The sequence below is a fragment of the Kitasatospora sp. NPDC088548 genome, from assembly GCF_044753005.1.
GTDB lineage: Bacteria > Actinomycetota > Actinomycetes > Streptomycetales > Streptomycetaceae > Kitasatospora.
This window is the reverse complement of record NZ_JBIVMI010000011.1, coordinates 56,935-79,321: the sequence shown is the minus strand read 5'-3', so window position 1 is coordinate 79,321 and position 22,387 is coordinate 56,935. Positions and strand designations below refer to the sequence as shown.

Here is a 22,387-nt window from a genome sequence, read left to right as displayed (position 1 = left end):
CCGCGTGACACATTCCCCCGAAGGGGAGCGTCACGCGGCAGTGGGTTGACGAGCGGCGTCCGTCAGACGTTGAAGCCCGTCCGTCAGACGTTGAAGCCGAGGGCGCGGAGCTGCTCGCGGCCGTCGTCGGTGATCTTGTCCGGGCCCCACGGCGGCATCCAGACCCAGTTGATGCGCAGGTCCTGGACGAGGCCGTCGGTGGCGGACTTGGCCTGGTCCTCGATGACGTCGGTCAGCGGGCAGGCCGCCGAGGTGAGCGTCATGTCGATGGTGGCCACGTCGGACTCGTCGATGTGGATCCCGTAGATCAGGCCCAGGTTGACGACGTCGATGCCCAGTTCGGGGTCGACGACGTCCATCAGGGCCTCGGTCAGGTCCTCGACGGAGACGGTGCCGGCGGTGGTGCCGGCGATGAGGCCCTGGCCCTCCTCCGCAGCGGGGGAAGCGGGTGCGCCGGTGGTGCCGGCGATGTCGGCGATGTCGGTGGTGTCGGTGTCACTCATGGTTCTGTCCTCCTCTGCGGTGTCAGTCGTTGACGGCGGGTTGCCCGGCGAGCGCCTTGGCGGTGGCGTCCTTCCAGGCCATCCAGCTGAGCAGGGCGCACTTGACCCGGGCCGGGTACTTGGAGACACCGGCGAACGCGACCGCGTCCTCCAGCACCTCCTCGTCGCCCTCGCCCTGGCCCTTGCTCTGCATCAGCTCCAGGAACGCCTCCTGGACGGCCTGCGCCTCGCCGACGGTCTTGCCGACCACCAGGTCGTTCAGCACCGAGGCGCTGGCCTGGCTGATGGAACAGCCCTGTGACTCGTAGGAGACGTCCGCGACCGTGGCGCCGTCGAGCCGCACCCGCAGGGTGATCTCGTCACCGCAGGTCGGGTTGACGTGGTGCACCTCGGCGTCGCCGTCCCGCAGCCCCTTGCCGTGGGGGTTGCGGTAGTGGTCCAGGATGATGTCCTGGTACATCGAGTCGAGCTTCATGTGGTGGGCCCAGTCCCGTCAGCCGAAGAAGTTCCGGACGTGGTGCAGACCGTCGATCAGCGCGTCGACCTCGCCCGGCGTCGAGTACAGATAGAACGACGCCCGCGTGGTCGCCGGAATTCCGTACCGCAGGCAGACCGGCCGCGCGCAGTGGTGGCCGACGCGCACGGCGATGCCCTGCTCGTCCAGCACCTGGCCCACGTCGTGCGGGTGGATGTCGCCGAGCGTGAAGGAGATCGCGGCGCCCCGGTCCACGGCCGTGCGCGGACCGATGATCCGCAGGTCGGGGACCTCCAGCAGGCGCTCCACCGCGTACTCGGTGATGGCGTGCTCGTGCGCGGCGATCTTCTCCATGCCGATGCCCGACAGGTAGTCGATGGCCGCCCCGAGCCCGACCGCCTGCGCGATCGGCGGGGTGCCCGCCTCGAACTTGTGCGGCGCCGGGGCGTAGGTGGACGAGCCCATCGTGACGGTCTCGATCATCTCGCCGCCGCCCAGGAACGGCGGGAGGTCCTCCAGCAGCTCCTGGCGGCCCCAGAGCACGCCGATGCCGGTCGGGGCCAGCATCTTGTGGCCGGTGAAGGCGACGAAGTCGGCCTCCAGCGCCTGCACGTCCAGCACCATGTGCGGCGCGGCCTGCGAGGCGTCGATGACGACCAGCGCGCCGACCGACTGGGCCTTGCGCACGATGGTCTCGACCGGGTTGACGGTGCCCAGCAGGTTGGAGACCAGGGTGAACGAGACCACCTTGGTCTTCTCGGTGATCAGCTCGTCGATGTTCGACAGGTCGAGCCGGCCCTCGTCGGTCAGCCCGAACCACTTCAGCTTCGCGCCGGTGCGCTGCGAGAGCAGCTGCCACGGGACGATGTTGGAGTGGTGCTCCATCTCCGTGATGACGATCTCGGAGTCGGCGTCCACCCGGTAGGGCTCGTCGGCCCAGCCGAGCATGTTGGCGACCAGGTTGAGCGACTCCGAGGCGTTCTTGGTGAAGATCACCTCGTTGCGGCTGGGCGCGTTGACGAACGCCGCGACCTTGTCGCGGGCGCCCTCGTACAGCGCCGTGGCCTCCTCGGCCAGCACGTGCACCCCGCGGTGCACATTGGCGTTGTGCTGCTCGTAGTAGGCGGTCAGGGCTTCCAGCACCTGGCGCGGCTTCTGCGAGGTGGCCGCGTTGTCCAGGTAGACCAGCGGCTTGTCGCCGTGCAGCACGCGCTGCAGGACCGGGAAGTCCTTGCGGATCGCGTCGGTGTCGAGCAGGCCCGACAGGGGGTTGGTCACTCGGAAGCGCCGCCCTTCACGTAAGCCTCGTAGCCCTCGTTCTCCAGCTTGTCGGCCAGCTCCGCGCCGCCGGACTCGACGATGCGGCCGGCCGCGAAGACGTGGACGTAGTCGGGCTTGATGTACCGCAGGATGCGGGTGTAGTGCGTGACCAGCAGGGTGCCGACCTCGCCGGTCGAGCGGACCCGGTTGATGCCCTCGGAGACGACCCGCAGCGCGTCGACGTCCAGGCCGGAGTCGGTCTCGTCGAGGATCGCGATCTTCGGCTTGAGCAGCTCCAGCTGGAGGATCTCGTGGCGCTTCTTCTCGCCGCCGGAGAAGCCCTCGTTGACGTTGCGCTCGGCGAAGGCCGGGTCCATCTGGAGGGCGGCCATCGCCTCCTTGACCTCCTTCACCCAGGTGCGCAGCTTCGGGGCCTCGCCGCGGACGGCGGTGGCGGCGGTCCGCAGGAAGTTGCTGACCGAGACGCCCGGGACCTCGACCGGGTACTGCATGGCCAGGAAGACGCCGGCCCGGGCGCGCTCGTCGACGGACATCTCCAGGACGTCCTCGCCGTCCAGCAGCACCGAGCCGCTGGTGACGGTGTACTTCGGGTGACCGGCCAGCGAGTACGCGAGGGTGGACTTGCCGGAGCCGTTCGGACCCATGATCGCGTGGGTCTCGCCCTGCTTCACGGTCAGGTCCACGCCCTTCAGGATCTCCCGGGGGCCGTTCTCGGCCTCGACGGAGACGTGCAGGTCGCGGATTTCAAGGGTTGCCATGTGTACTCAGGACTCCTGGTTGACGGAGACGAGCACATCGTCCCCTTCGATCTTTACGGGGTAGACAGCGACCGGCTTGGTGGCGGGCAGGCCGGAGGGCTTGCCGGTGCGCAGGTCGAAGCTGGAGCCGTGCAGCCAGCACTCGATCATGCAGTCCTCGACCTCGCCCTCCGAGAGCGAGACGTTCGCGTGCGAGCAGGTGTCGTTGATCGCGAACACCCCCTCGTCGGTACGGACGATGGAGACCGGCACACCGTTGAGGTCGACGCGCTTGGGCACGTCCTCCTGCAGGTCGCTCAGCGCGCAGGCACGCAGGAAACTCATCAGACCGCCGCTTCCAGCTCGGCCTCGATCTTCTCCATCAGCTGGTCCTGGATCTCGGCGACGCCGATCTGCTGGACCAGCTCGGCGAAGAAGCCGCGGACGACCAGGCGGCGGGCCTCGCCGGCCGGGATGCCGCGGGCCTGCAGGTAGAAGAGCTGCTCGTCGTCGAAGCGGCCGGTCGCGGAGGCGTGGCCGGCGCCGACGATCTCGCCGGTCTCGATCTCCAGGTTGGGGATGGAGTCGACCCGGGCGCCGTCGGTGAGCACCAGGTTGCGGTTGTGCTCGTAGGTGTCGGTGCCCTCGGCGGCGGCGCGGATCAGCACGTCGCCGACCCAGACGGCGTGCGCGTCCTGGCCCTGCAGCGCGCCCTTGTACACCACGTTGGAGCGGCAGTGCGGGGTGTCGTGGTCGATGACCAGACGGTGCTCCAGGTGCTGGCCGGCGTCGGCGAAGTAGAGGCCGAAGAGTTCGGCCTCGCCGCCGGGCGCGGCGTACCTGACCCGCGGGTGGATGCGGACCAGGTCGCCGCCGAAGGTGACGACCACGGACTTCAGCGAGGCGTCCCGGCCGATCAGGGCGGTCTGCTGGGCGGCGTGCACCGCGTCCCGGTCCCAGTCCTGGACGGAGACGAAGGTGAGCTTGGCGCCGTCGCCGACCAGCAGCTCGACGTTGGCCGCGCGGGTGCCGGTGCCGGTGTGGTTGATCACGACCACGGCCTCGGCGAACGGCTTGACGTCGATCACCACGTGGGCGAAGCGGGTGCCGCCCTCGCCGTGCACGTCGATCTTCACCGGCTCGGTGAGCACCGTCTCCTTGGGGACGGTGACCACGAGCGCCTGCTCGAAGCCGCTGAACGCCTGCGCCGCGACCCGGTCGACCGGCTTGCCCGCCTTGCCCAGGCGGGCGTCGTCGCGGCCGACGGTCTCGGCGGTGACGCCGTCCGGCAGGCTCAGCTCGACCTTGTCCTCGCCCTGGGCGGCCTGCGCCGCGGAGCCGTCGTGCAGGCCACCCAGCCGGTGCAGCGGGGTGAAGCGCCAGTCCTCCTCGCGGCCGGTCGGCACCGGGAAGTCGCCGACCTCGTACGAGGGCTCGACGGCGACGCGGGCGTCGATCGGCTGCTGGACGGTGGCGCGGCCGGTGCCGGGGCCGGCGAGCTGCGCGCCCGCGCCGGCCGTACCGACCTCGATCGAACCGGCGGTGGTGGAGCCGGTGGGGGTGTTGACGTCAGCCATGGCTGTCGTGGTGCTCTCTTCCTCAAAAAGTGCGGACTGGACTGCGTGCGGCCGTTCGTCAGCCGACGGAGCCCTCCATCTGCAGCTCGATCAGCCGGTTCAGCTCCAGCGCGTACTCCATCGGCAGCTCGCGGGCGATCGGCTCGACGAAGCCGCGGACGATCATCGCCATCGCCTCGAACTCGGTCATGCCCCGGCTCATCAGGTAGAACAGCTGGTCCTCGCTGACCTTGGAGACCGTCGCCTCGTGGCCCATGGACACGTCGTCCTCGCGGACGTCCACGTACGGGTAGGTGTCCGAGCGGGAGATGGTGTCGACCAGCAGCGCGTCGCAGAGCACGTTGGACTTGGCGCCCTTGGAGCCCTCGCCGATCTCGATCAGGCCGCGGTAGGAGGTGCGGCCGCCGCCTCGCGCCACCGACTTGGAGACGATGTTGGAGGAGGTGTTCGGCGCCATGTGGACCATCTTGGCGCCGGCGTCCTGGTGCTGGCCCTCACCGGCGAAGGCGATCGACAGGGTCTCGCCCTTGGCGTGCTCGCCCATCAGGTAGACGGCCGGGTACTTCATGGTGACCTTGGAGCCGATGTTGCCGTCGACCCACTCCATGGTCGCGCCCTCGTACGCCACGGCGCGCTTGGTGACCAGGTTGTAGACGTTGTTCGACCAGTTCTGGATGGTCGTGTAGCGGCAGCGGCCGCCCTTCTTGACGATGATCTCGACGACCGCGGAGTGCAGCGAGTCGGAGGAGTAGATCGGCGCGGTGCAGCCCTCGACGTAGTGGACGTAGGCGTCCTCGTCGACGATGATCAGCGTCCGCTCGAACTGGCCCATGTTCTCGGTGTTGATCCGGAAGTAGGCCTGGAGCGGGATGTCGACGTGGACACCCTTCGGCACGTAGATGAAGGACCCGCCGGACCAGACCGCCGTGTTCAGCGCGGCGAACTTGTTGTCACCGGCCGGGATGACGGTGCCGAAGTACTCCTTGAAGATCTCCGGGTGCTCGCGCAGCGCGGTGTCGGTGTCCAGGAAGATGACGCCCTGCTGCTCCAGGTCCTCGCGGATCTGGTGGTAGACGACCTCGGACTCGTACTGCGCGGCGACACCGGCGACCAGGCGCTGCTTCTCCGCCTCCGGGATGCCCAGCTTGTCGTAGGTCGCCTTGATGTCCGCGGGCAGGTCCTCCCAGGACTCGGCCTGCTTCTCGGTGGAGCGGACGAAGTACTTGATGTTGTCGAAGTCGATGCCGGAGAGGTCGGAGCCCCAGGTCGGCATGGGCTTCTTGCCGAACAGCTTCAGGCCCTTGAGACGCAGGTTGAGCATCCACTCGGACTCGTTCTTCTTCGCCGAGATATCGCGGACGACGTCCTCGCTGAGCCCTCGCTTGGCGGTGGCACCGGCGGTGTCCGGGTCCGCCCAGCCGTACTCGTAGGTGCCCAGGCCTTCGAGCTCCGGGTGCGAAACGGTGTCAGTCATGCGAGCTTCCTAACGCGCGGACGCTGAATCTTCGGTGGACGTACCGGCAGTCGGCACTGCATCGGAGTCCTCGCCTGCGGTACGCGGGGTGGACGACGATGCGGCACCGGGTGCCGGCACATAGGTGGTGCAGACCCCGTCGCCGTGGGCGATGGTGGCCAGTCGTTGCACATGGGTGCCCAGGAGCCGCGAGAAGACCTCGGTCTCCGCCTCGCAGAGCTGGGGGAACTGCTCGGCGATGTGCGCGACCGGGCAGTGGTGCTGGCAGAGCTGGGCGCCCGCCGGGGCCTTGGCCGCGGCCGACGGGACCCGCCGCACCGTGGCAGCGTACCCGTCCGCGCTCAGCGCCTGGGCGAGCGCCTCGGTGCGCTCGCCGGCCGCCGCCTGCCGCAGGGCTTCGAGATACTTCTCGCCCTGCTTGCCGAACCGGGCCCGGGCGAAGGCGGCGACCGCCTCCTCGCCCGCCTTGCCGCCGCCCACCGAGTCGGCGATCCAGCGCAGCGCGTCGGCCGCGAGCTGGTCGTACGCCTGGTAGAAGGCGTCCCGCCCGCCGTCGGTGAGGGCGAAGACCTTGGCCGGGCGGCCCCGGCCGCGGCTGCCGTAGACCCGCTGCTCGCGGGACTCGACCAGGCCGGCGACGGTCAGGCCGTCCAGGTGGCGGCGGACGGCGGCGGTGGTCAGACCGAGCCGGTTCGCCAGGTCGGCGGCGGAGGAGGGGCCGTGGTCGAGGATCGACCGCGCGACCCGGTCCCGGGTGGCGCGGTGGCCGTCCAGCAGCACCTCGGCCGCCGTCGCGGGCACGGCGCAGCCGGGGGCCGTCTCGGCCTCCTGGTGCGTGGTGTGCTCGCGCATGTTTTTCACAACACCAGTGTTGCGTAATTACTTCCGTCGGGACAAGCCGTGACCGATGCCTCATCGGTGGCATCTGTCACGCAGGCAAGCCTTACCTGGCCTGGAAAAACGATCAAAGAGGCCGCCGTCGGGGTGCGGCGTGCGTGCCTCTTACACTCGCCGGTATGCACTCCGGACCCGCGGTCCAGATCACCGGGCTGGTCAAGCGCTACGGCGCGAAGACCGCGGTGGACGGTCTCGACCTCACCCTCGCACGCGGCGCCATCACCGCCGTCCTCGGCCCCAACGGCGCCGGCAAGACCACCACCATCGAGACCTGCGAGGGCTACCGCCGCCCGGACGCCGGCACCGTCCGCGTCCTCGGCCTCGACCCGGTCGCCCAGAGCGCGCGGCTGCGGCCCCAGATCGGCGTGATGCTGCAGTCCGGCGGCGTCTACGCGGGCGCGCGCGCCGTCGAGATGCTCCGGCACACCGCGAAGCTGCACGCCCACCCGCTGGACGTGGACGCCCTGGTCGAACGCCTCGGCCTCGACTCCTGCGGCCGCACCACCTACCGCCGGCTCTCCGGCGGCCAGCAGCAGCGCCTCGCCCTCGCCATGGCCGTGGTCGGCCGCCCCGAACTCGTCTTCCTGGACGAGCCCACCGCGGGCCTCGACCCGCAGGCCCGCCGCGCCACCTGGGACCTGGTCCGCGACCTGCGCCGGGACGGCGTGACCGTGGTCGTCACCACGCACCACATGGACGAGGCCGAGCAGCTCGCCGACCAGGTCGCGATCGTCGACCGGGGCCGGGTCATCGCCACCGGCACCCCCGACGAGCTCTGCCGCGGCGGCGCCGAGAGCAGCCTGCGCTTCGACGGCCCGCCCGGCCTCGACCTCGCCACCCTGCTCAAGGAACTGCCGGACGGCGCGACCGCCGCCGAGACCGCCCCCGGCAGCTACCGCGTGGAGGCCCCCGTCGATCCGCAGCTGCTGGCCACCGTCACCGGCTGGTGCGCCGCCACCGGCATCCTCCCCGAGCGCCTCACCGTGCAGCGGCGCAGCCTCGAAGACGTCTTCCTCGACCTGACCGGACGGGACCTCCGCTCGTGACCACGACCACCGACTACTCGCCGCGGCCGGGCGCCGCCCCCGTCGGCCGGATGCTGCTCGCCCAGACCGCCTTCGAGACGAAGATGCTGCTGCGCAACGGTGAGCAGCTGCTGCTCACCGTGATCATCCCGACCGTGCTGCTGGTGCTGTTCTCCTCGGTGGACATCGTCGCCGTGGACGGCCCCGGCAAGCGGGTCGACTTCCTGGCACCCGGGCTGCTCGCGCTCGCCGTGATGTCCACCGCCTTCACCGGGCAGGCCATCGCCACCGGGTTCGAACGGCGCTACGGGGTGCTGAAGCGGCTCGGCGCCAGCCCGCTCCCCCGCTGGGCGCTGCTCACCGCCAAGACGGGCTGTGTGCTGGTCACCGAGGCGCTGCAGGTAGCGCTGCTCTCGGTGATCGCCCTCGCCCTCGGCTGGTCCCCGCAGGGCAACCCCCTCGCCGTTCTCGCCCTCCTCGTCCTCGGCACCGCCGCCTTCTCCGGGCTCGGCCTGCTGATGGCCGGCACCCTGCGGGCCGAGGCCACGCTGGCCGCCGCCAACCTGGTCTTCATCCTGCTGCTGCTGGCCGGCGGGGTGATCGTCCCGCTGAGCAAGTTCCCGTCCGCCGTCCAGTCGGTGCTGGAACTCCTCCCGATCGCCGCCCTCTCCGACGGCCTGCGCTCGGTGCTCCAGACCGGCGCCGGCGTCCCCTGGGCCGACCTCGGCATCCTGACCGGCTGGGCCGTCCTCGCCCTGGCCGCGGCCGCCCGCTTCTTCCGCTGGGAGTGAGCGGGGGCGACGACGGGCGACCGGTCGCCGGACACAGAGCAGACGGGCCCTCGCCGCTTCGGCGAGGGCCCGTTCGCTGTCTGCGGGGTCAGGCGGGTATGCGGTGACGCCCCTGGGGGGTGGGGTTGTGGGTTTCGGGGCCGTAGTGGCCGGCCTGGCGGGCGATCCAGGCGTATTCGGCGGTGCCGTCGGGGAGTTGGCGCAGTTCCCAGCGGCCGTGGCGGGTGATCGGGGGCGGTGGCGGGGTGGCTGCCCGTTCGCCGGGGTGCGGCATCCTCAGGGTCGCGAGGACGCCGAGGATCACGGTGGCGATCGCGAGGGCGAGGAGGGCCACGAACGCCGCGCCGATCAGGAAGTTGACGGTGCCGGGTGTCATCGGCGGATCCCAAGGACGCGGGTGCCGAGGTGGGCGGCGAGGCCGTGGAGGAGTTCCTCGGCCTGGTCGCGGGTGAGGGGGAAGGCGAGCTGCTCCCCCGGTCCGGCGGCCACGTCGAGGTCGACGGCGAGGCGGAGCTGGACGGTGGCGTCGGGGACGTGTTCGACGGTGAGGTAGGGGACGGTGGTGCGCTCGACGTGGGCCGGCTGGGTGGAGCTGGTGGCGAGGGGGATCACGACTCCCACGGGTCACCGCCCCGCCCGGCTTCGCGGAGCAGGTGGAGGAGGTTGAGGAGCGTGCTGACGGGCGCGTTGCCGAAGTCGATCAGGACGCGGCCGTCGACGGTGCCGTTGTGGGTGGTGGCGGAGCCCCAGAGGATGCCGTGGGGGCGGCCTCGCTCGCGGAGTTCGCCGAGGAGCGCGGTGACCTGGGCCTCGGTGTACTCGCGCATCCGGGGGTCGTCCGGGGCGAGGGGCCGGTGGCGGGCGCTCACGCGGCGGCGTCCAGCTCGAACCATACGATTTTACCGTTCTTGCGGGGCGTGGTGCCGAAGCGGTGGGTGAGCTCGCGGACCAGGTGCAGGCCCCGGCCGGACTGCGCGTAGGGGTCGGCGCACTCGCGCGGCTCGGGCAGCACGGGGTTGTCGTCGCTGACGCAGACACGCAGGCTGCGGCCTTCGAGGAGGAGGATGACGACGGTCGGCGCGGGGCTCCCGCCGTGCTTCCAGGCGTTGAAGTACAGCTCATGGAGGGCGAGTTCGGCGTCGTAGATGGCGTCGTCCGGCCATCCGGCGAGGGACATCGCGTCACTCAGCTCCGCACGGGCAGCGGACCAGTCGGGGATTTCGGGCAGGCTGAAGGCACACATGAGGGGAACCTCCGTGAGGGTGCGGGTGTGGGGTTCGTCGTTCACCGGCGGAAACATCGCCGTGAGCCAGGCCAGAACGGGACTGGTGACGCCACGCATGGCTGCTCTGCGGTGCGGGGGCAGCAGGCGCCTACTGCCCGGGAAACAGGCGTTACTGACGATCCGTCGGACCGACCGTGAAGACGACCATAGCGCACGTCAGTATCCAGTTTTTGTGCTTGTGGATTTTCTTCACTCTATGGTGGTACGCAGCCGCCCAAGATGGACCTTCACTCAGTCAGCGCGGCACACTTGTCTGGACTGCGCGCTTGGAAGGAAGCCATGCCCCCGCGCCCCAGCCCAACCCTCCGCCAGCGCAGGCTCGGCATCGAACTACGAAGGATGCGCGAGCAGGCTGGCTTCGGAGGCTCTCAACTCGGCCACATCGTCGGAATGAGTCCCGCGCAGGTCACCCAGATGGAATCAGGGCGGATCGGCATCAGTGTCGACCGTCTGCACACCATCGCCGCAGCGTGCAACTGCGACAATCGGCCGCTGATCGATGCGCTCGCCAACATCATCACGGAACGCGGGAAGGGCTGGTGGGAGGAGTACCGCGAGGTCCTGACGACACACTTCCTTGAAGTCGCGGAGATCGAGAGCTTCGCGAAGAAGCTCTCGACATGCACCACCAACTACATTCCCGGCTTGCTCCAGACCGGCGCCTACGCCTCCGCCGTCTTCACTCGGGTCTACCCGCCTCTGCCCCGCAAGGACATCGACGTCCGGACCGCCTTCCGTGTGCAACGCCAGCAGCTTGTCCGCTCCGGCACGACGCCTCTCCGCGCCTTCATCCACGAGGCTGCATTGCGCATGCAGTTCGGCGGCCCCGAAGTACTTGCCGATCAGCTCGACGCCCTTGTCGAAGACTCGGAGCAGGCCGGCATCTCGATCCGCGTGATGCCTTTCGCCGTCGACACGTTCCCTGGCGCGGCCGAGAATCTTACCTTCGCCGAGGCGAGTGTCTCCGAATTGGATACCGTTCAGCTGGACGTCGCCCACGGCGTACTGTTCTTCGACGCCCCGGCAGACCTGGCCAAGCACCGCGCCATCTTCAACCGTATGGACTCCATTGCACTCTCTGATGAAGAGTCGCGGGACTTCATTCGATTCATCAAAAAAGAAGTGGAAGACAGGTATGTCTGAATCCAAGTGGCAGAAATCCAGCTACAGCGGCGCGACCAACGAATGCGTCGAGGTGCGTACCGCCAACGGCCTGGTCGAACTACGCGAATCCGACACCGGCGACATCATCGTCCGCACCACCCCCACCAAGTTCGCCAAGTTCCTCCAAGGCATCAAGGCAGGCGAATTCGACCACCACGCCTGACCCACGCCAACCAGCAACACCCCTCACGACCTGGGGCTGAGATGTTCAACACCAACTGGCAGAAATCCAGCTACTCCGCCGCAAGCGACAACTGCATCGAAGTGCGTACCGTCAACGGCCTGGTCGAACTACGCGAATCCGACACCGGCGACATCATCGTCCGCACCACCCCCACCAAATTCGCCAAGTTCCTCCAAGGCGCCAAAGCCGGCGAATTCGACCACCACGCCTGACCCACCGCCTGACCCCCACACCCACCGGCGGCCCCTCGCTCACCCGAGCGAGGGGCCGCCGTGACCGCACGCGTCAACAGCGAGTCCGACACACCGGGGCCCCTGATCGCCAGCCGTCAGACAGAGGAAGAGCTCAGCGCGGCCAAGGTGGCCGCCGGAAAGGTGTCCGCGGAACCTAGCGCCGAAAGCTGGTCCGAACCGACAGTGAGACGGGCCAAGAGACGCGGGATAGACAGGGGTCGAGCCCGGTGATTCCAGGTCCCTCCGGTATCGGTCGACCAGCCCGGCGTACCGAGGGTCTGTCCCGGTCCTACTCTCCGGGGTCAGGTCCCGTGTAGGCCGGCGAGCGGAAGATACGGGGGAACGCTCGTGAACCGTGCCGCTGATCGAGCCACCCCGCCAGCTTGGCCAGATCACCGGTGATCACGGCCCCGACTATCAGTTCGTGCAACGTCTCCGCGTCGGCCCCGCCCATCTCTGCGAGGAAGCACTGGTACCGAGCCCCGACGCCGTGTTCGTATCCGGCCATCGCCAGGTGGAACAGGGTCGCAACACCGGGCTCGACGTGGTCGAAGTCGGCCGGCTCCAGCCGCCCCGTGGTATCGCGGAAAGCCAGGCGGTCATGCACGGCGACGCGCCCGGCCAGGCCCAGGCGGTCGGCCACCGCAGCTGCGATCGTCCGGGCCTCCCGATCAGTGGCCCCCTCCATCACGATGCCCAGATTCCGCGTCGACGTGGCGTCGTCCCTATCGCGGGCGGAGTACGTTCGCCCTTGTAGGTCACGCCAGTTGATCCCGTACCGGCTGCGTATCACCTGCCCCTCGTGAAGCCGGTACTCACGGAACGAACCGAAGTGCAGGCAGTCATGAGCGTAGGACCGCAGCAAGTCAAGCGCCACCAGCTCCGGTGAGGCCAACCGGGGATCGCTCAGCCGCCCGTACCGCGTGATCACCGACGCCAACTGGAGATGCCGGTAACCCTGGTTCGGGTGGTGAAACCCGCCGAACGCATCGGACCGGATCGAGCGCACCCCGACCCACACCCGATCAATCGGCAACAGCTGACTCAATCCCAATTCCCGGTACCGGTCGGCCAGTAGATACGCGCCCTGCCGGAACACCTCCCGCGCCGCGTCATCCACCCAGGTGTCCAGCACCCAGTGCAGCAGCGAGAACGTCACGTGCGGGTGCGCCTGGTCGAGCGCCGTCGTCGCCCGTCGCGCGGCCAGCAGATACGCCAGCTCGGACTGCTCGGCCAGGTCGCCGGCCAGGTGCTCGTTCGGCCCCAGGCACGAGGGCGTGAGCGATCGACCGAGGGTCAGAACCGCCGACGTCCGATCAACTGTTGGTGCGACTCCTGCACTCCCTCGGGAAGATTGTCCGGTGAGAACCATCGAGCCTCCAGGATCTCGAACGAGGCCACCTTGATCCGGCCGCTGACGTACAGGGCCTCGTAGGCGACTTCGACACGCAGCTTGTAACCGCTCTTCAGGTGCGCCAGCTCGCACACCTTCACCGTGAGCCCGGCCTCCTCGCGGACCTCGCGCACGATGGTGTCCTCGAAGGTCTCCTTCGCGTTCGCGTAGCCGGTTGGCAAGCCCCACTGCCGACCCTCCGGCCACATCCGGTGCTTCAGCAGCAGCACTCGGCCGTCCTGGTCACGAACGATGCCCGTCACGCCGACCATGAACTTCGAGTGCCACAGCCACAGAACGCGCCACTGCATCGGACCCCTGATGATCCGCCAGAGCTTCGCAGCGATCTTCTTCAACGTTCGGCCCCTTCCACGTCCGCACGCCGCTCGCGCGGTCGACCCACCATCCCGCACCCGACGACCCGCACACCAAATCCGTGATATTCTGATCACCCTACGTAATGTCAGCGGCGGTGCCGATAGCGCCCGCGCTTCGTATGCGCGACCGCTTGCGCGGCTGCGGCGGCAGCTACGGGAACTTACGCTCCTGGGGCGGTGGACGACCCAGAGAGCCGGGGTGCAGAGATCGAACAGCAGCCACCCAGCGTGCTCCTCGGCCGGCCCCTTGCGCAGGCACTTCGCTTCGCCTCACTCGCAGAACGGCCAGCCGGACGAACACGGCTTCGAGCACACAGCAGCGGCGACGCTGGAGTCGTACTCAGCCAGACATAGCCGGCTCCTCTTCGCTCGGGATTCACCTCTCGTGACGAGCGTAGGAAGAGCCAGAAGCCGGCCTCAAGAAAGTTGCGGATAGTTGCGCTCTGATCAGCCCAGTGCCTCTGTCGCCGCCACGATAAGAGCCCGAGCCTCTGCCCCATAGACGGCAAGTGATTGCAGCTCAGCGAACGTTCGTACGTACTCGCGCACCTCACCGGGCGTCGTCACGTTCACGGCAGCTGAGACGAGTTCGACCTGCACTCGCTGATCGTCGTGGACCCGGAAGGACTCCACGGGCCATATGGTCCGCTCAGCGGTGAATGGAATGATCCCCAGGCTGACACGCGGCAGTGAGATGACGGCGAGCAAATGCCCAAGTTGACCTGCCATCACCTCCGCGTTCCCGAGCCGGTAGCGCAGCACGGACTCTTCAACGACAAAAACGAAGCGGTGATCACCAGTATGGATCACCTTCGCCCGCTCCATCTTGGCCGCGACAGCCCGCTCCAGGTCATCGGACGTCCGGCTCGCATCAACAAAGCGGGACATGATCGCTGTCGCATAAGCCGAGGTCTGGAGAACACCAGGGATCACGTCCGAGGTGTAGAAGCGAAACGCCTTGGTCTCCTCGTACAGCTTGGCGTACGAGTCCTGGAGGTTCCGAAGGCCGCCGGCCCGAAGCCTTCGCCACTCCATGTACATGGACTCGACGGCCCTTGACACCGCGATCAGGTCGTCCACCTGATCTCCGGCTCCGCACGCCTCGCACCACGCCCTGATGTCGGCTTCGGACGGGGCGGTTTGGCCATCCTGGATGCGTGAGGTCTTGGCAGGGTGCCAGCCACACCGGGCAGACAGTTCACGCCCGTTGATCCCCGCATCCTTCCGGATGCCCTGAAGTCGATCTGCGAGCGCCTTCCGTGCGGCTTGAGCGCTGGATGACGGGGAAGCTGACGGCATGAGCTGGCTGTCCGGTGTTCGTAGCTGCTGCGGCGAGGGTCAGACGTTGTACTGGTCGTGCGGGGTGGCCCGCTCCCAGACCGATTCGAAGGCGTCCACGCACAGCTTCGCCACAGCCGGTTCGGTCCGGAGCTCCTTCGGAGGTTCAGCCCAGTCCCCGTCACCGGTGAAGTGGTTGAAGACAACCGTCCCCCCGTCGAAGACCCAGAAGTCGTTCCCCGGAAGTACCAGGTCCGACGCCTGACGCCTCGGCAACCACCGGACCTGTTCCCCGGACGCGAGGTTGACAACGGTGCCGCCGTACTCGTACCGGATGTAGTCGGTCACAGGCTCCGACACGATCCGGGCGCGGCGGATCACCACGCCACGGGCAACAGTCGCCGCGATCTGCTCGACCCACGGCCGCCAGTAGTCCGAGCTCGGGTCGTTGTCCCGCTCGCCGGTCTTCTGCCACCGCCTGAAACCGGAGGACTCGCCACCCACGCCGTAGGCGTCTCGCATCTCCAGATGCACCGCCGACCGTTGAGCCCCGGCCAGCAGGTCATCAAAGCCGGGCACCACCGGCTGCCCTGCGTTCTGCGACACAACACGCCTCCCTGATGATCGGCACCATACGTGCCGGGATCCGAATGACCGACTCGTGAACGGGGATCCCTGCCGAGTGGCCGGGTGCCCAGCTCTTGCTGCCAACTTCAGCGGCCAGCAACGCATCTGCTGTCTCGCCCTGAAAGATCAGATCCGCCGTCTCGTCCTCGACCCACACCGTGGGCGAGCCGTCTTTCTCCGTCTCAGGGTCGATCCCGAAGAACTCTAGGCTCATGGCCATCTCCTGTGTCGAGCCGGTTGCGGGTACTCGCGCTTTGTCGGCACTACCCAATAGCTGATGACGCGACACACTGCCTCGTGGCACGGCCGGTCCACCTTCGCTGGTAACCGCGGCAACAACCCGACACGGCCTTGGAGAAGCGACCAGCGGGCTCGGGTCCGGGGCGACCTCGAAGCCGGCAGCTCGGATGGCATCCTGCGTCCGCTCCAAGATGTCCGGGTCGAAGCGACGTATGGGCTTGACGCACCCCGCTGCCCAGCCTCCGGACCGATGAACGGTGGCCTCCCGACCGCGGCACTGCGCGCACAACTACGTTGGCCCGATCCGGGCTTCAGGATCGGGCACCCTCCGGGTGACCGACAGCGGCGCGACTCAGGAAGGGGGCGGCAACGACAGCAGTACGACCACACTGCACACACCATGGGTGCGCGTTGAAGTTCCACCCTCGGCTCGGACACTCTCCATCTACGCCGCGAGGGTGTGGCCTTGCTGGCGCCGCTGGCGGATTTCGAGTGGCGTGAGGTAGCCCCACTCGGGGTGCCTGCGGAGCCGCTTGTAAGAGCAGGGCCTGCTCCTCGCGGGTGAGTGTGGCCGCCTCCCGAATCCGCCTCAGCACGGTGCCGATGCCGTCTGGTGCCATCATGCCCGTCCCCCAAACCTTTGACTGACTGGTGCCCGATCCTGGCCCCCCAAAGCGGCCCCCCGCGCGAGAAATGCACCCCCTGCTGGCACCACCGGTATCACTACGGAAGGTAGTTGACTATGTACCAGCCAAGCGGGCGGCCGGGCGAGATCGGTCCCTTCCCTCTGCACGGCACATCCAAGCCCCCAGCACCGGCCTGACGCCCGGTTCCTTCGACATGCGCGTATGCAGCAGCAGCTTCTTCCTGGTCCGCGACCCCGCCTCCGTTCCCACCAGCCGCCGGCTCTTCGTCCACCCCCGCCGGGCGGCCCGCACGGCGATCCGCCGCCTGCCGGGCCCGCGCCGCCCACCGATACACCCGCCCGCCCTGGCCGCCTCCGGCGCCCGCTGATTCACGCGCCCGCAGCCACGATCGAGAGGACGACATGACCACCACCCAGCACGGCACAGCGATCACGGACGTCGCCCGGCTGCACGGCCGGGCCGCCGTCCGCAGCTTCCTGGAGGGTCCCTCGCTGACGGCGGCCGACCTGTCGATGGTCCTGCTGGTCCGCGAGGGCAACGAGGACGCCGACCGGCCGATGCCGACCGTCACGGTGGCCGAGATCCCACAGACGGTGCGCGACCTCGCCGCCCTGGGCATCCGCTCGGTGAAGGTGTTCGCCAACAGCCTGCATCGCGACGCCGAGGCGTCCGGGGCCGGCGCACCGGACAGCCTGATGGTGCGGGCCATCCACGCCGCCAAGGACGCCGAGCCGGGCATCGCGGTGATGACCGAGAACTGCCTGTGCGGCCACACCGATACCGGTGAGTGCCACCTGACCAGCGGCGGACGGATCGACCTGGACCGCACGGCGGCGATGATCGCCGCCCAGGCCGTCATCCAGGCCGGGGCCGGCGCCGACATCGTGGGACCGGCCGCGATGATCCGGGGTACCACCGCCTGCGTGCGTCAGGCCCTGGACGAACACGGCCATCGCGACGTGGCGACCATGCCGCACCTGATCTTCGACTCCGCCCTCTACGAGGGCTACCGGGCCACCATGCGGGCCACCCCCGCCTCCGGCACCCACCGGCCGTTCCAGATCAGTCCGCGCCAGCCGGATACCGCGGTGGACACCGGCCTGGCCTTCGTCGGCGAGGGGGCGGACATGCTGCTGCTGGAGCCGGGGATGTTCTCGGTGGACGTGCTCACCAGCCTCAAGCAGAAGACGTCGGCGCCGCTGGTGCCGTTCTCCGTCTCCGGCGAGTACACGCGTCTGGCCCCGATCGACCCGGGCACCGGGCGGCGGGACTTCCGGCCACTGCTGGAGCTGTTCACGATGCTCAAGCGCTCCGGCGCCGACCGGATCATCACCTACGCCGCCGGTGACCTCGCCCGGCTGCTGACCGGCTAACCGGCCGGGCGGATCTCCGCCAGGATCGCCTCGGCGCCCTGGTCCAGGAGAAGGCCGGCCACCTGGATGCCCAGCTTCTCCGGCTCCGAGACGGGGCCGGAGAGGCGGGCCTCGACCTGCTTCGTCCCGTCCAGGGAGGTGACCTGCGCGTGCAGCGACAGCGTCTCGCCGGTGGCCTTCGCGTAGGCGCCGACCGGCACCGAGCACCCGCCGTGCAGCTCGCCGAGCATCGCCCGTTCGGCCCGCACCTCCGCGTCCACCACTGCGTCCCCGGTGCCGGCCAGGATCTCGCGGGCCGACTCGTTGTCCTCGCGGATCTGGATCCCCAGCGCTCCCTGGCCGGGGCTCGGGGGGAACTGGTCCAGCGGCAGCAGCTCGCCGATCGCGTCGTCCAGGCCGAGCCGCACCAGCCCGGCCGCCGCCAGAACGACGCCGTCCAGGTTCATGGTCTTGAGCTTGTTCAGCCGCGGCGGGACGTTGCCGCGGATCGGCACGAACGCCAGGTCCGGACGGAGGTGCAGCAACTGGGCGATCCGGCGGGCCGCGGAGGTGCCGACTCGCCCGCCCTGCGGCAGGCCGGCCAGCGTGGAGCCGCACAGCGCGTCCCGCACGTCCTCGCGGCCGGGCGGGGGCAGCAGCACCAGGCCGGGCGGGTTGCTGGTCGGCAGGTCTTTCAGCGAGTGAACGATCACGTCCACCTCGCCCCGCGCCAGCGCGGCTTCCTGCTCGGTGGAGAACGCGCTGCCACCCGAGCGGGCCGACACCTGCGAAAGGGCCGCCTTCCGGTCCCGGTCACCGCCTTCAAGGATCACCTGGTGGCGGAACTCGACGTCGGGGAAGCGCTCCCGCAGCGGCGCCAGGAACTCCCTGACCTGCGCTCGCGCGAGGTGACTGGCCCGCGATCCGACAATCAGCGTCCGCATTCCCCAACTCCAAGCATCTGAGCAGATGTTGACCGCATGTTACTTGAGCATGGCCCGACCTTTTTCCGACGGTATGTCGGAATCATGAATGGAGATCGAATGCCCTCCACCCGCCGCACCATCCGCATCGGCGCCCGCGCCTCGGCCATGTCGCTCGCCCAGGTCGCCCAGGTCCGCACCGACCTGGCCACCCTCCATCCTGACGTGGCCACCGAGCTGGTGCCGTTCGTCGCGGCCGGCGATCGCGAGCCCGGCGAACAGGCCAAGCTCCACGACAAGGGCGCCTTCACCGGCGACATCGAGGACGCCCTGCAGACCGGCGTCTGCGACCTCGCGGTGCACTGCATGAAGGACGTGGCCGGCGACCCGCTGGTCACCCCGGGCACCGTCTTCGCCGCCCACCCCGCCCGCGCGGACATCCGCGACGCCCTGATCCACCCAGGCGGCCTCACCATCGACCAGCTGCCGCCCGGCACCCGGGTCGCCACCTCGGCGGTGCGGCGCATCACCCAGCTCACCCGCAGCCACCCCCACCTGGACCTGGTGCCGATCCGCGGGACGGCGAACCTGCGGCTGGCGGCCCTCGACGCCGGGGAGGTCGACGCCCTGGTGCTGGCAGCCTCCGGGCTGGAGCGCATCGGCGAACAGCACCGGATCAGCGAGATCCTGACCGTCGAGCAGATGTGCCCGCCGCTCGGCGCCGCCGTGCTCGGCCTGCAGTGCCGCGAGGACGACACCGAGCTGATCGACCTCCTCACCCCGCTCGGCGACCACGCGACAACGCGGGAGATCACCGCCGAGCGGGCCCTGCTGAACGTCCTGCGCGGGCACTGCAACAGTCCGATCGCCGGGTTCGCCCGGTCCTTCGCAGACGGGCGCCTCGGCCTTCGCGCGATGGTCTTCTCGCCGGACGGCGCCACCGTGCTGGAGGCCCGGCAATCGGCTGGCCGGCTCAGCCCGGAGGCCCTCGGCATGGGAGTCGCCGCCACCTTGATCCGCGACGGTGCCCGCGACCTGATCGACGCCATCTCGCACTGACCTACCTCGCGTCAGTGCCCAGCTCGCCCCGAAACCTGTCCGGGCGTGGGCTGCCGGCCGTGTCATCCATCGCCCCGGGGCCCGCGGCCCAGACACACTGGTGAGCGCACCGCGTGGGGTCGGCCCGCGAGCGCCAACCCCCTGCTCCACCTCAGGAGAGTCGTCGAGCCGGGCTCGGAGGCCCAGATCGACTACGGGTTCATGGGGCAGTGGACGAACCCGCGCACCGGCAAGCGGCACCGGGTCTGGGCGTTCGTGATGGTGCTGCCATGTTCGCGGCACATGTTCGTCCGCCCGGTGCTGCACATGAACCAGCACGCCTGGACCGAGGCCCACGTCGAGGCGTTCCGGTTCTTCGGCGGCGTCCCGCGTCGGCTGGTGCCGGACAACCTGCGCACGGGTGTCGACAAGCCCGACCTCTACCACCCGAAGATCAACAGAGCGTATGCCGAACTCGCCACCTACTACGGGGCGTTGGTGGACCCGGCGAGAGCCCTGCGTCCGAAGGGCAAGCCGCGGGTCGAGCGGCCCATGCCCTACCTCCGCGACTCGTTCTGGAGCGGGCGCCAGTTCACCTCGGTCGAGCACATGCAGTCCGAGGCCGTCACCCGGGCGAAGGGCGTCGCCGGCGGGCGGCAGTGCCGGCCGCCGGGCGGGGCCGCCCCGCTGTCGGTGTTCGAGGCCATCGAGGTCCAGGCCCTTCTGCCACTGCCGGACACACCGTTCGTCCTGGCCTGCTGGTCCACCGCCACGGTGGGCCCGGACATCCACATCAAGGTCGGCCGCACCCTCTACTCGGTGCCCTGGAAGCTGATCGGTCGGTGCGGCGACGTCCGTTCCACCGCCGCCATGGTCCAGATCTTCCACGACGGCGAGCTGGTCAAGACCCACGCCGCCCTCGAACAGGGCAAGCGCACCGACAAGAGCGACTACCCGCCGGAGAAGATCGCCTTCCAGATGCGCACGCCGATCTGGTGCCGCACCCAGGCGGCCGAGGTCGGCGACGCCTGCGGCATGGTGATCGGCCAGCTGCTGGAGGTCAACGCGATCTACCGGCTCCGCGCCGCCCAGGGGGTGATCGCCCTGCGCAAGAAGTACGGCGACAGCAGGCTGGAGGCGGCCTGCGCCAAGGCAATGACGGTCGGCGACCCGTCCTACCGCACCATCAAAGGCATCCTGATCGCCGACACCGAGACCGACCCGGAGCCAGAGACGGGCAACGCCGGAGCGGCGGCCTTCCTCCACGGGCCCCAGCAACTGTTCGCCTCCGCCATCCCCACCCAGACGCAGGGCGAACTCCGCGACGACCAGGGTCGCGACGACAGTCAGGAGGCCGCCCGATGAGCGTGATGAACACGGCCCTTCGCGAGTCACTCAAGGCGCTTCGGCTATCCGGGATGCTGGAGACCCTCGACGCCCGCCTGCTTCAGGCCCACGGCGGTGAGCTCGGGCACCTGGACTTCCTACAGGTCCTCTGCCAGGACGAGATCACCCGCCGTGAGACCGTCGCCTTCCAACGGCGTCTGCAGAGAGCGAAGTTCGAGCAGCAGGTCACCCTGGAGGAGTTCGACTTCGCAGCCTCCTCGAAGCTGCCCGCAGCCCAGATCCGCGACCTCGCCGCCCTGCGCTGGCTGCACGCCGGCGAGTCCGTAATTTTGTTCGGCTCGGTCGGCGTCGGCAAGACCCACATCGCTCAGGCCCTAGGCCACCTGGCCGTCCGCCAGGGCGCCAACGTCCGCTTCGCCAAGACCAGCCGGATCCTGGCGGACCTGGCCGGCGGCCACGCAGACCGAACCTGGGAGAAGCGGATCCGCGAGCTGATCCGACCCGACGTCCTCATCCTCGACGACTTCGCGATGCGCCAGCTCACCGCGGCCCGGGCCGACGACCTCTACGAGCTGGTCAGCGAGCGGCAGGGTCGGTCCCTGATCATCACCAGCAACCGGGCACCCAGCGACTGGTATCCGCTCTTCCCCAACCCCGTCGTCGCCGAGTCCCTCCTGGACCGGCTCATCAACACCAGTCACCAGGTCATCATGAACGGCCCCAGCTACAGGCCGAACAAACGCCCCAAGAACCCCACCGACAAGCCGCCGATCAGCCAGACTCAGTCCGGGCGATCATGATCGGGGCCAGTTAAGAAGGGCTGCGGCGGTGACGGCGCCGAGGAAACAGCTGGCCCCGCCGCAGGCCTCTGCGCATCGAGTCGACATCGAGCACGGACACGTTCAGCATCGACGTCGCCACCAGGGCAACTCCGACGGTGCATGGGGATCGTGGCAGGTTCGCCGGTGCAGAACCTCATCCAATGCGTCGACCACCCGCCGTAGTTCACGTGCAGATCGTGGTGGCAGCATGGTGAGAGCATCCGCCAGAGAGTCTCGGGCCCATTCCTCGCCGCAACATGGGCAGGTGAATTCGGCCTCCCACGGCCGCCAGCGGCGCTGAGTGCCGTGGACGTGGGCAGTCCACACGCTGACGGCAGCAGATAGATGTCCCGGCAGCCACCGCTGGCTCTCCAGCCGCCGGATGGCGGCGTTGGCCGCCCCGGACAGGCCGCGGACATCGCGGTAGCGCACCCAGGGACTCGTCCGCGGGACGTCGTGAGTCCGGAGCGACACAGGCTTCTTACGAGGCACGGCCCCTTCGAGAAATGCTCATTTCCACATCATCGCACGGCTCATGATCACCCGACAGGCATGGGTATACAGTCCCAACCAGATCCTGGGGAATTACGTGACCGCAGCCGTGGGGAATAACGTGATCGTGCACAACTCCGACCGTCGCGGCAGCCGAATCCCCACGGACAACCGCCCGCGCCGCATACGAAGGCGGCCCCTCGCTCATCCGAGCGAGGGGCCGCCG

General features: G+C 69.0%; 28 protein-coding genes. 10 read left to right on the top strand and 18 right to left on the bottom strand.

The window, feature by feature from the left end; translation table 11 throughout:
• Window positions 1-83 precede the first annotated feature (83 nt).
• Genes ACIP82_RS16415 through ACIP82_RS16380 form a run of 8 tightly spaced genes read right to left on the bottom strand, consistent with a single transcriptional unit; the run spans window position 84 to window position 6,899 of the window.
• The gene (locus tag ACIP82_RS16415) at window positions 84-503 is read right to left on the bottom strand and encodes a metal-sulfur cluster assembly factor (protein ID WP_400653869.1); all 420 of its coding nucleotides are present in this window, start codon (window positions 501-503) and stop codon (window positions 84-86) included.
• 22 nt (window positions 504-525) lie between these two features.
• Window positions 526-978: a Fe-S cluster assembly sulfur transfer protein SufU gene (gene sufU / locus ACIP82_RS16410; RefSeq protein WP_363613511.1), complete on the bottom strand. Its 453-nt coding sequence runs from the start codon at window positions 976-978 to the stop codon at window positions 526-528.
• Between the two features lie 18 nt (window positions 979-996).
• Complete coding sequence (locus ACIP82_RS16405) at window positions 997-2,256, bottom strand: cysteine desulfurase (RefSeq protein WP_363613509.1); 1,260 nt, start codon at window positions 2,254-2,256, stop codon at window positions 997-999.
• A complete protein-coding gene (sufC, locus tag ACIP82_RS16400) occupies window positions 2,253-3,017 on the bottom strand; it encodes a Fe-S cluster assembly ATPase SufC (protein ID WP_363613507.1) in 765 nt (254 codons plus the stop codon). Before sufC ends, ACIP82_RS16405 begins: the two co-directional genes overlap by 4 nt.
• A gap of 6 nt (window positions 3,018-3,023) precedes the next feature.
• The gene (locus ACIP82_RS16395; protein ID WP_188303622.1) at window positions 3,024-3,341 is read right to left on the bottom strand and encodes a bifunctional 3-phenylpropionate/cinnamic acid dioxygenase ferredoxin subunit; all 318 of its coding nucleotides are present in this window, start codon (window positions 3,339-3,341) and stop codon (window positions 3,024-3,026) included.
• Complete coding sequence (gene sufD / locus ACIP82_RS16390) at window positions 3,341-4,573, bottom strand: Fe-S cluster assembly protein SufD (protein ID WP_363613505.1); 1,233 nt, start codon at window positions 4,571-4,573, stop codon at window positions 3,341-3,343. Before sufD ends, ACIP82_RS16395 begins: the two co-directional genes overlap by 1 nt.
• Window positions 4,574-4,631: 58 nt before the next feature.
• The gene (gene sufB / locus ACIP82_RS16385) at window positions 4,632-6,047 is read right to left on the bottom strand and encodes a Fe-S cluster assembly protein SufB (protein WP_400653865.1); all 1,416 of its coding nucleotides are present in this window, start codon (window positions 6,045-6,047) and stop codon (window positions 4,632-4,634) included.
• Window positions 6,048-6,056: 9 nt separating this feature from the next.
• On the bottom strand, window positions 6,057-6,899 hold the full coding sequence (locus tag ACIP82_RS16380) for a helix-turn-helix transcriptional regulator (protein WP_400653863.1): 843 nt from the start codon (window positions 6,897-6,899) through the stop codon (window positions 6,057-6,059).
• A 164-nt stretch (window positions 6,900-7,063) separates the two neighbouring features.
• Here ACIP82_RS16380 and ACIP82_RS16375 point away from each other — a divergent pair, with 164 nt between their 5' ends.
• The gene (locus tag ACIP82_RS16375) at window positions 7,064-7,990 is read left to right on the top strand and encodes an ABC transporter ATP-binding protein (protein ID WP_400653861.1); all 927 of its coding nucleotides are present in this window, start codon (window positions 7,064-7,066) and stop codon (window positions 7,988-7,990) included.
• Between the two features lie 50 nt (window positions 7,991-8,040).
• Window positions 8,041-8,760: an ABC transporter permease gene (locus tag ACIP82_RS16370; RefSeq protein ID WP_363613565.1), complete on the top strand. Its 720-nt coding sequence runs from the start codon at window positions 8,041-8,043 to the stop codon at window positions 8,758-8,760.
• Window positions 8,761-8,848: 88 nt separating this feature from the next.
• On the opposite strand, the gene ACIP82_RS16365 is transcribed toward ACIP82_RS16370, so the two are convergent.
• The 4 genes from ACIP82_RS16365 to ACIP82_RS16350 are packed head-to-tail and all read right to left on the bottom strand — an operon-like array spanning window position 8,849 to window position 10,003.
• Window positions 8,849-9,136 (bottom strand): hypothetical protein, encoded by a 288-nt coding sequence (locus ACIP82_RS16365; RefSeq protein WP_400653859.1) that lies wholly within the window; start codon window positions 9,134-9,136, stop codon window positions 8,849-8,851.
• Entirely contained in the window at window positions 9,133-9,381 is a 249-nt protein-coding gene (locus ACIP82_RS16360; protein ID WP_363609341.1) for a hypothetical protein, read from the bottom strand. The genes ACIP82_RS16365 and ACIP82_RS16360 overlap by 4 nt, the downstream gene beginning before the upstream one ends.
• The gene (locus ACIP82_RS16355; RefSeq protein ID WP_363609343.1) at window positions 9,369-9,629 is read right to left on the bottom strand and encodes a hypothetical protein; all 261 of its coding nucleotides are present in this window, start codon (window positions 9,627-9,629) and stop codon (window positions 9,369-9,371) included. The genes ACIP82_RS16360 and ACIP82_RS16355 overlap by 13 nt, the downstream gene beginning before the upstream one ends.
• Window positions 9,626-10,003 (bottom strand): ATP-binding protein, encoded by a 378-nt coding sequence (locus ACIP82_RS16350; protein ID WP_400653857.1) that lies wholly within the window; start codon window positions 10,001-10,003, stop codon window positions 9,626-9,628. The genes ACIP82_RS16355 and ACIP82_RS16350 overlap by 4 nt, the downstream gene beginning before the upstream one ends.
• Before the next feature lie 261 nt (window positions 10,004-10,264).
• Between ACIP82_RS16350 and ACIP82_RS16345 the strand changes: the two genes are divergently transcribed.
• From ACIP82_RS16345 to ACIP82_RS16335, 3 genes are read left to right on the top strand one after another with little or no spacing between them, the layout of a single operon-like run.
• Window positions 10,265-11,188: a helix-turn-helix domain-containing protein gene (locus tag ACIP82_RS16345; RefSeq protein ID WP_400653855.1), complete on the top strand. Its 924-nt coding sequence runs from the start codon at window positions 10,265-10,267 to the stop codon at window positions 11,186-11,188.
• A complete protein-coding gene (locus tag ACIP82_RS16340) occupies window positions 11,181-11,372 on the top strand; it encodes a DUF397 domain-containing protein (protein WP_400653853.1) in 192 nt (63 codons plus the stop codon). Before ACIP82_RS16345 ends, ACIP82_RS16340 begins: the two co-directional genes overlap by 8 nt.
• A 41-nt stretch (window positions 11,373-11,413) precedes the next feature.
• Entirely contained in the window at window positions 11,414-11,605 is a 192-nt protein-coding gene (locus ACIP82_RS16335; protein WP_400653851.1) for a DUF397 domain-containing protein, read from the top strand.
• A gap of 310 nt (window positions 11,606-11,915) precedes the next feature.
• On the opposite strand, the gene ACIP82_RS16330 is transcribed toward ACIP82_RS16335, so the two are convergent.
• The 5 genes from ACIP82_RS16330 to ACIP82_RS16310 all read right to left on the bottom strand — a co-directional run bounded on the left by ACIP82_RS16330 (window position 11,916) and on the right by ACIP82_RS16310 (window position 15,515).
• Window positions 11,916-12,998: a hypothetical protein gene (locus tag ACIP82_RS16330; protein ID WP_400653849.1), complete on the bottom strand. Its 1,083-nt coding sequence runs from the start codon at window positions 12,996-12,998 to the stop codon at window positions 11,916-11,918.
• Window positions 12,923-13,375: an NUDIX domain-containing protein gene (locus ACIP82_RS16325; RefSeq protein ID WP_363612010.1), complete on the bottom strand. Its 453-nt coding sequence runs from the start codon at window positions 13,373-13,375 to the stop codon at window positions 12,923-12,925. The genes ACIP82_RS16330 and ACIP82_RS16325 overlap by 76 nt, the downstream gene beginning before the upstream one ends.
• 468 nt (window positions 13,376-13,843) lie before the next feature.
• Complete coding sequence (locus ACIP82_RS16320; protein WP_363612008.1) at window positions 13,844-14,695, bottom strand: helix-turn-helix transcriptional regulator; 852 nt, start codon at window positions 14,693-14,695, stop codon at window positions 13,844-13,846.
• A gap of 39 nt (window positions 14,696-14,734) precedes the next feature.
• On the bottom strand, window positions 14,735-15,280 hold the full coding sequence (locus tag ACIP82_RS16315) for a DUF6879 family protein (protein ID WP_400653846.1): 546 nt from the start codon (window positions 15,278-15,280) through the stop codon (window positions 14,735-14,737).
• Window positions 15,240-15,515 carry a hypothetical protein gene (locus ACIP82_RS16310; RefSeq protein ID WP_400653844.1) on the bottom strand — a complete coding sequence of 92 codons (276 nt, stop codon included), beginning with the start codon at window positions 15,513-15,515 and terminating at the stop codon, window positions 15,240-15,242. The genes ACIP82_RS16315 and ACIP82_RS16310 overlap by 41 nt, the downstream gene beginning before the upstream one ends.
• Before the next feature lie 866 nt (window positions 15,516-16,381).
• On the opposite strand from ACIP82_RS16310, the gene ACIP82_RS16305 reads away from it, so the two are divergent.
• Entirely contained in the window at window positions 16,382-16,555 is a 174-nt protein-coding gene (locus tag ACIP82_RS16305) for a hypothetical protein (protein WP_400653842.1), read from the top strand.
• 34 nt (window positions 16,556-16,589) lie between these two features.
• Window positions 16,590-17,561: a hypothetical protein gene (locus ACIP82_RS16300; protein ID WP_400653840.1), complete on the top strand. Its 972-nt coding sequence runs from the start codon at window positions 16,590-16,592 to the stop codon at window positions 17,559-17,561.
• Here the strand turns inward: ACIP82_RS16300 and hemC (ACIP82_RS16295) are convergent.
• A complete protein-coding gene (gene hemC, locus ACIP82_RS16295) occupies window positions 17,558-18,484 on the bottom strand; it encodes a hydroxymethylbilane synthase (protein WP_400653838.1) in 927 nt (308 codons plus the stop codon). The two genes, ACIP82_RS16300 and hemC (ACIP82_RS16295), sit on opposite strands and share 4 nt — an antisense overlap.
• Before the next feature lie 99 nt (window positions 18,485-18,583).
• Between hemC (ACIP82_RS16295) and hemC (ACIP82_RS16290) the strand changes: the two genes are divergently transcribed.
• The 3 genes from hemC (ACIP82_RS16290) (at window position 18,584) to istB (ending at window position 21,648) form a co-directional block, all read left to right on the top strand.
• Complete coding sequence (hemC, locus tag ACIP82_RS16290) at window positions 18,584-19,522, top strand: hydroxymethylbilane synthase (protein WP_400653836.1); 939 nt, start codon at window positions 18,584-18,586, stop codon at window positions 19,520-19,522.
• A 201-nt stretch (window positions 19,523-19,723) separates the two neighbouring features.
• Window positions 19,724-20,866 (top strand): Mu transposase domain-containing protein, encoded by a 1,143-nt coding sequence (locus ACIP82_RS16285; RefSeq protein ID WP_400653834.1) that lies wholly within the window; start codon window positions 19,724-19,726, stop codon window positions 20,864-20,866.
• Entirely contained in the window at window positions 20,863-21,648 is a 786-nt protein-coding gene (gene istB, locus ACIP82_RS16280) for an IS21-like element helper ATPase IstB (RefSeq protein WP_400653832.1), read from the top strand. The genes ACIP82_RS16285 and istB overlap by 4 nt, the downstream gene beginning before the upstream one ends.
• Window positions 21,649-22,387 lie beyond the last annotated feature (739 nt).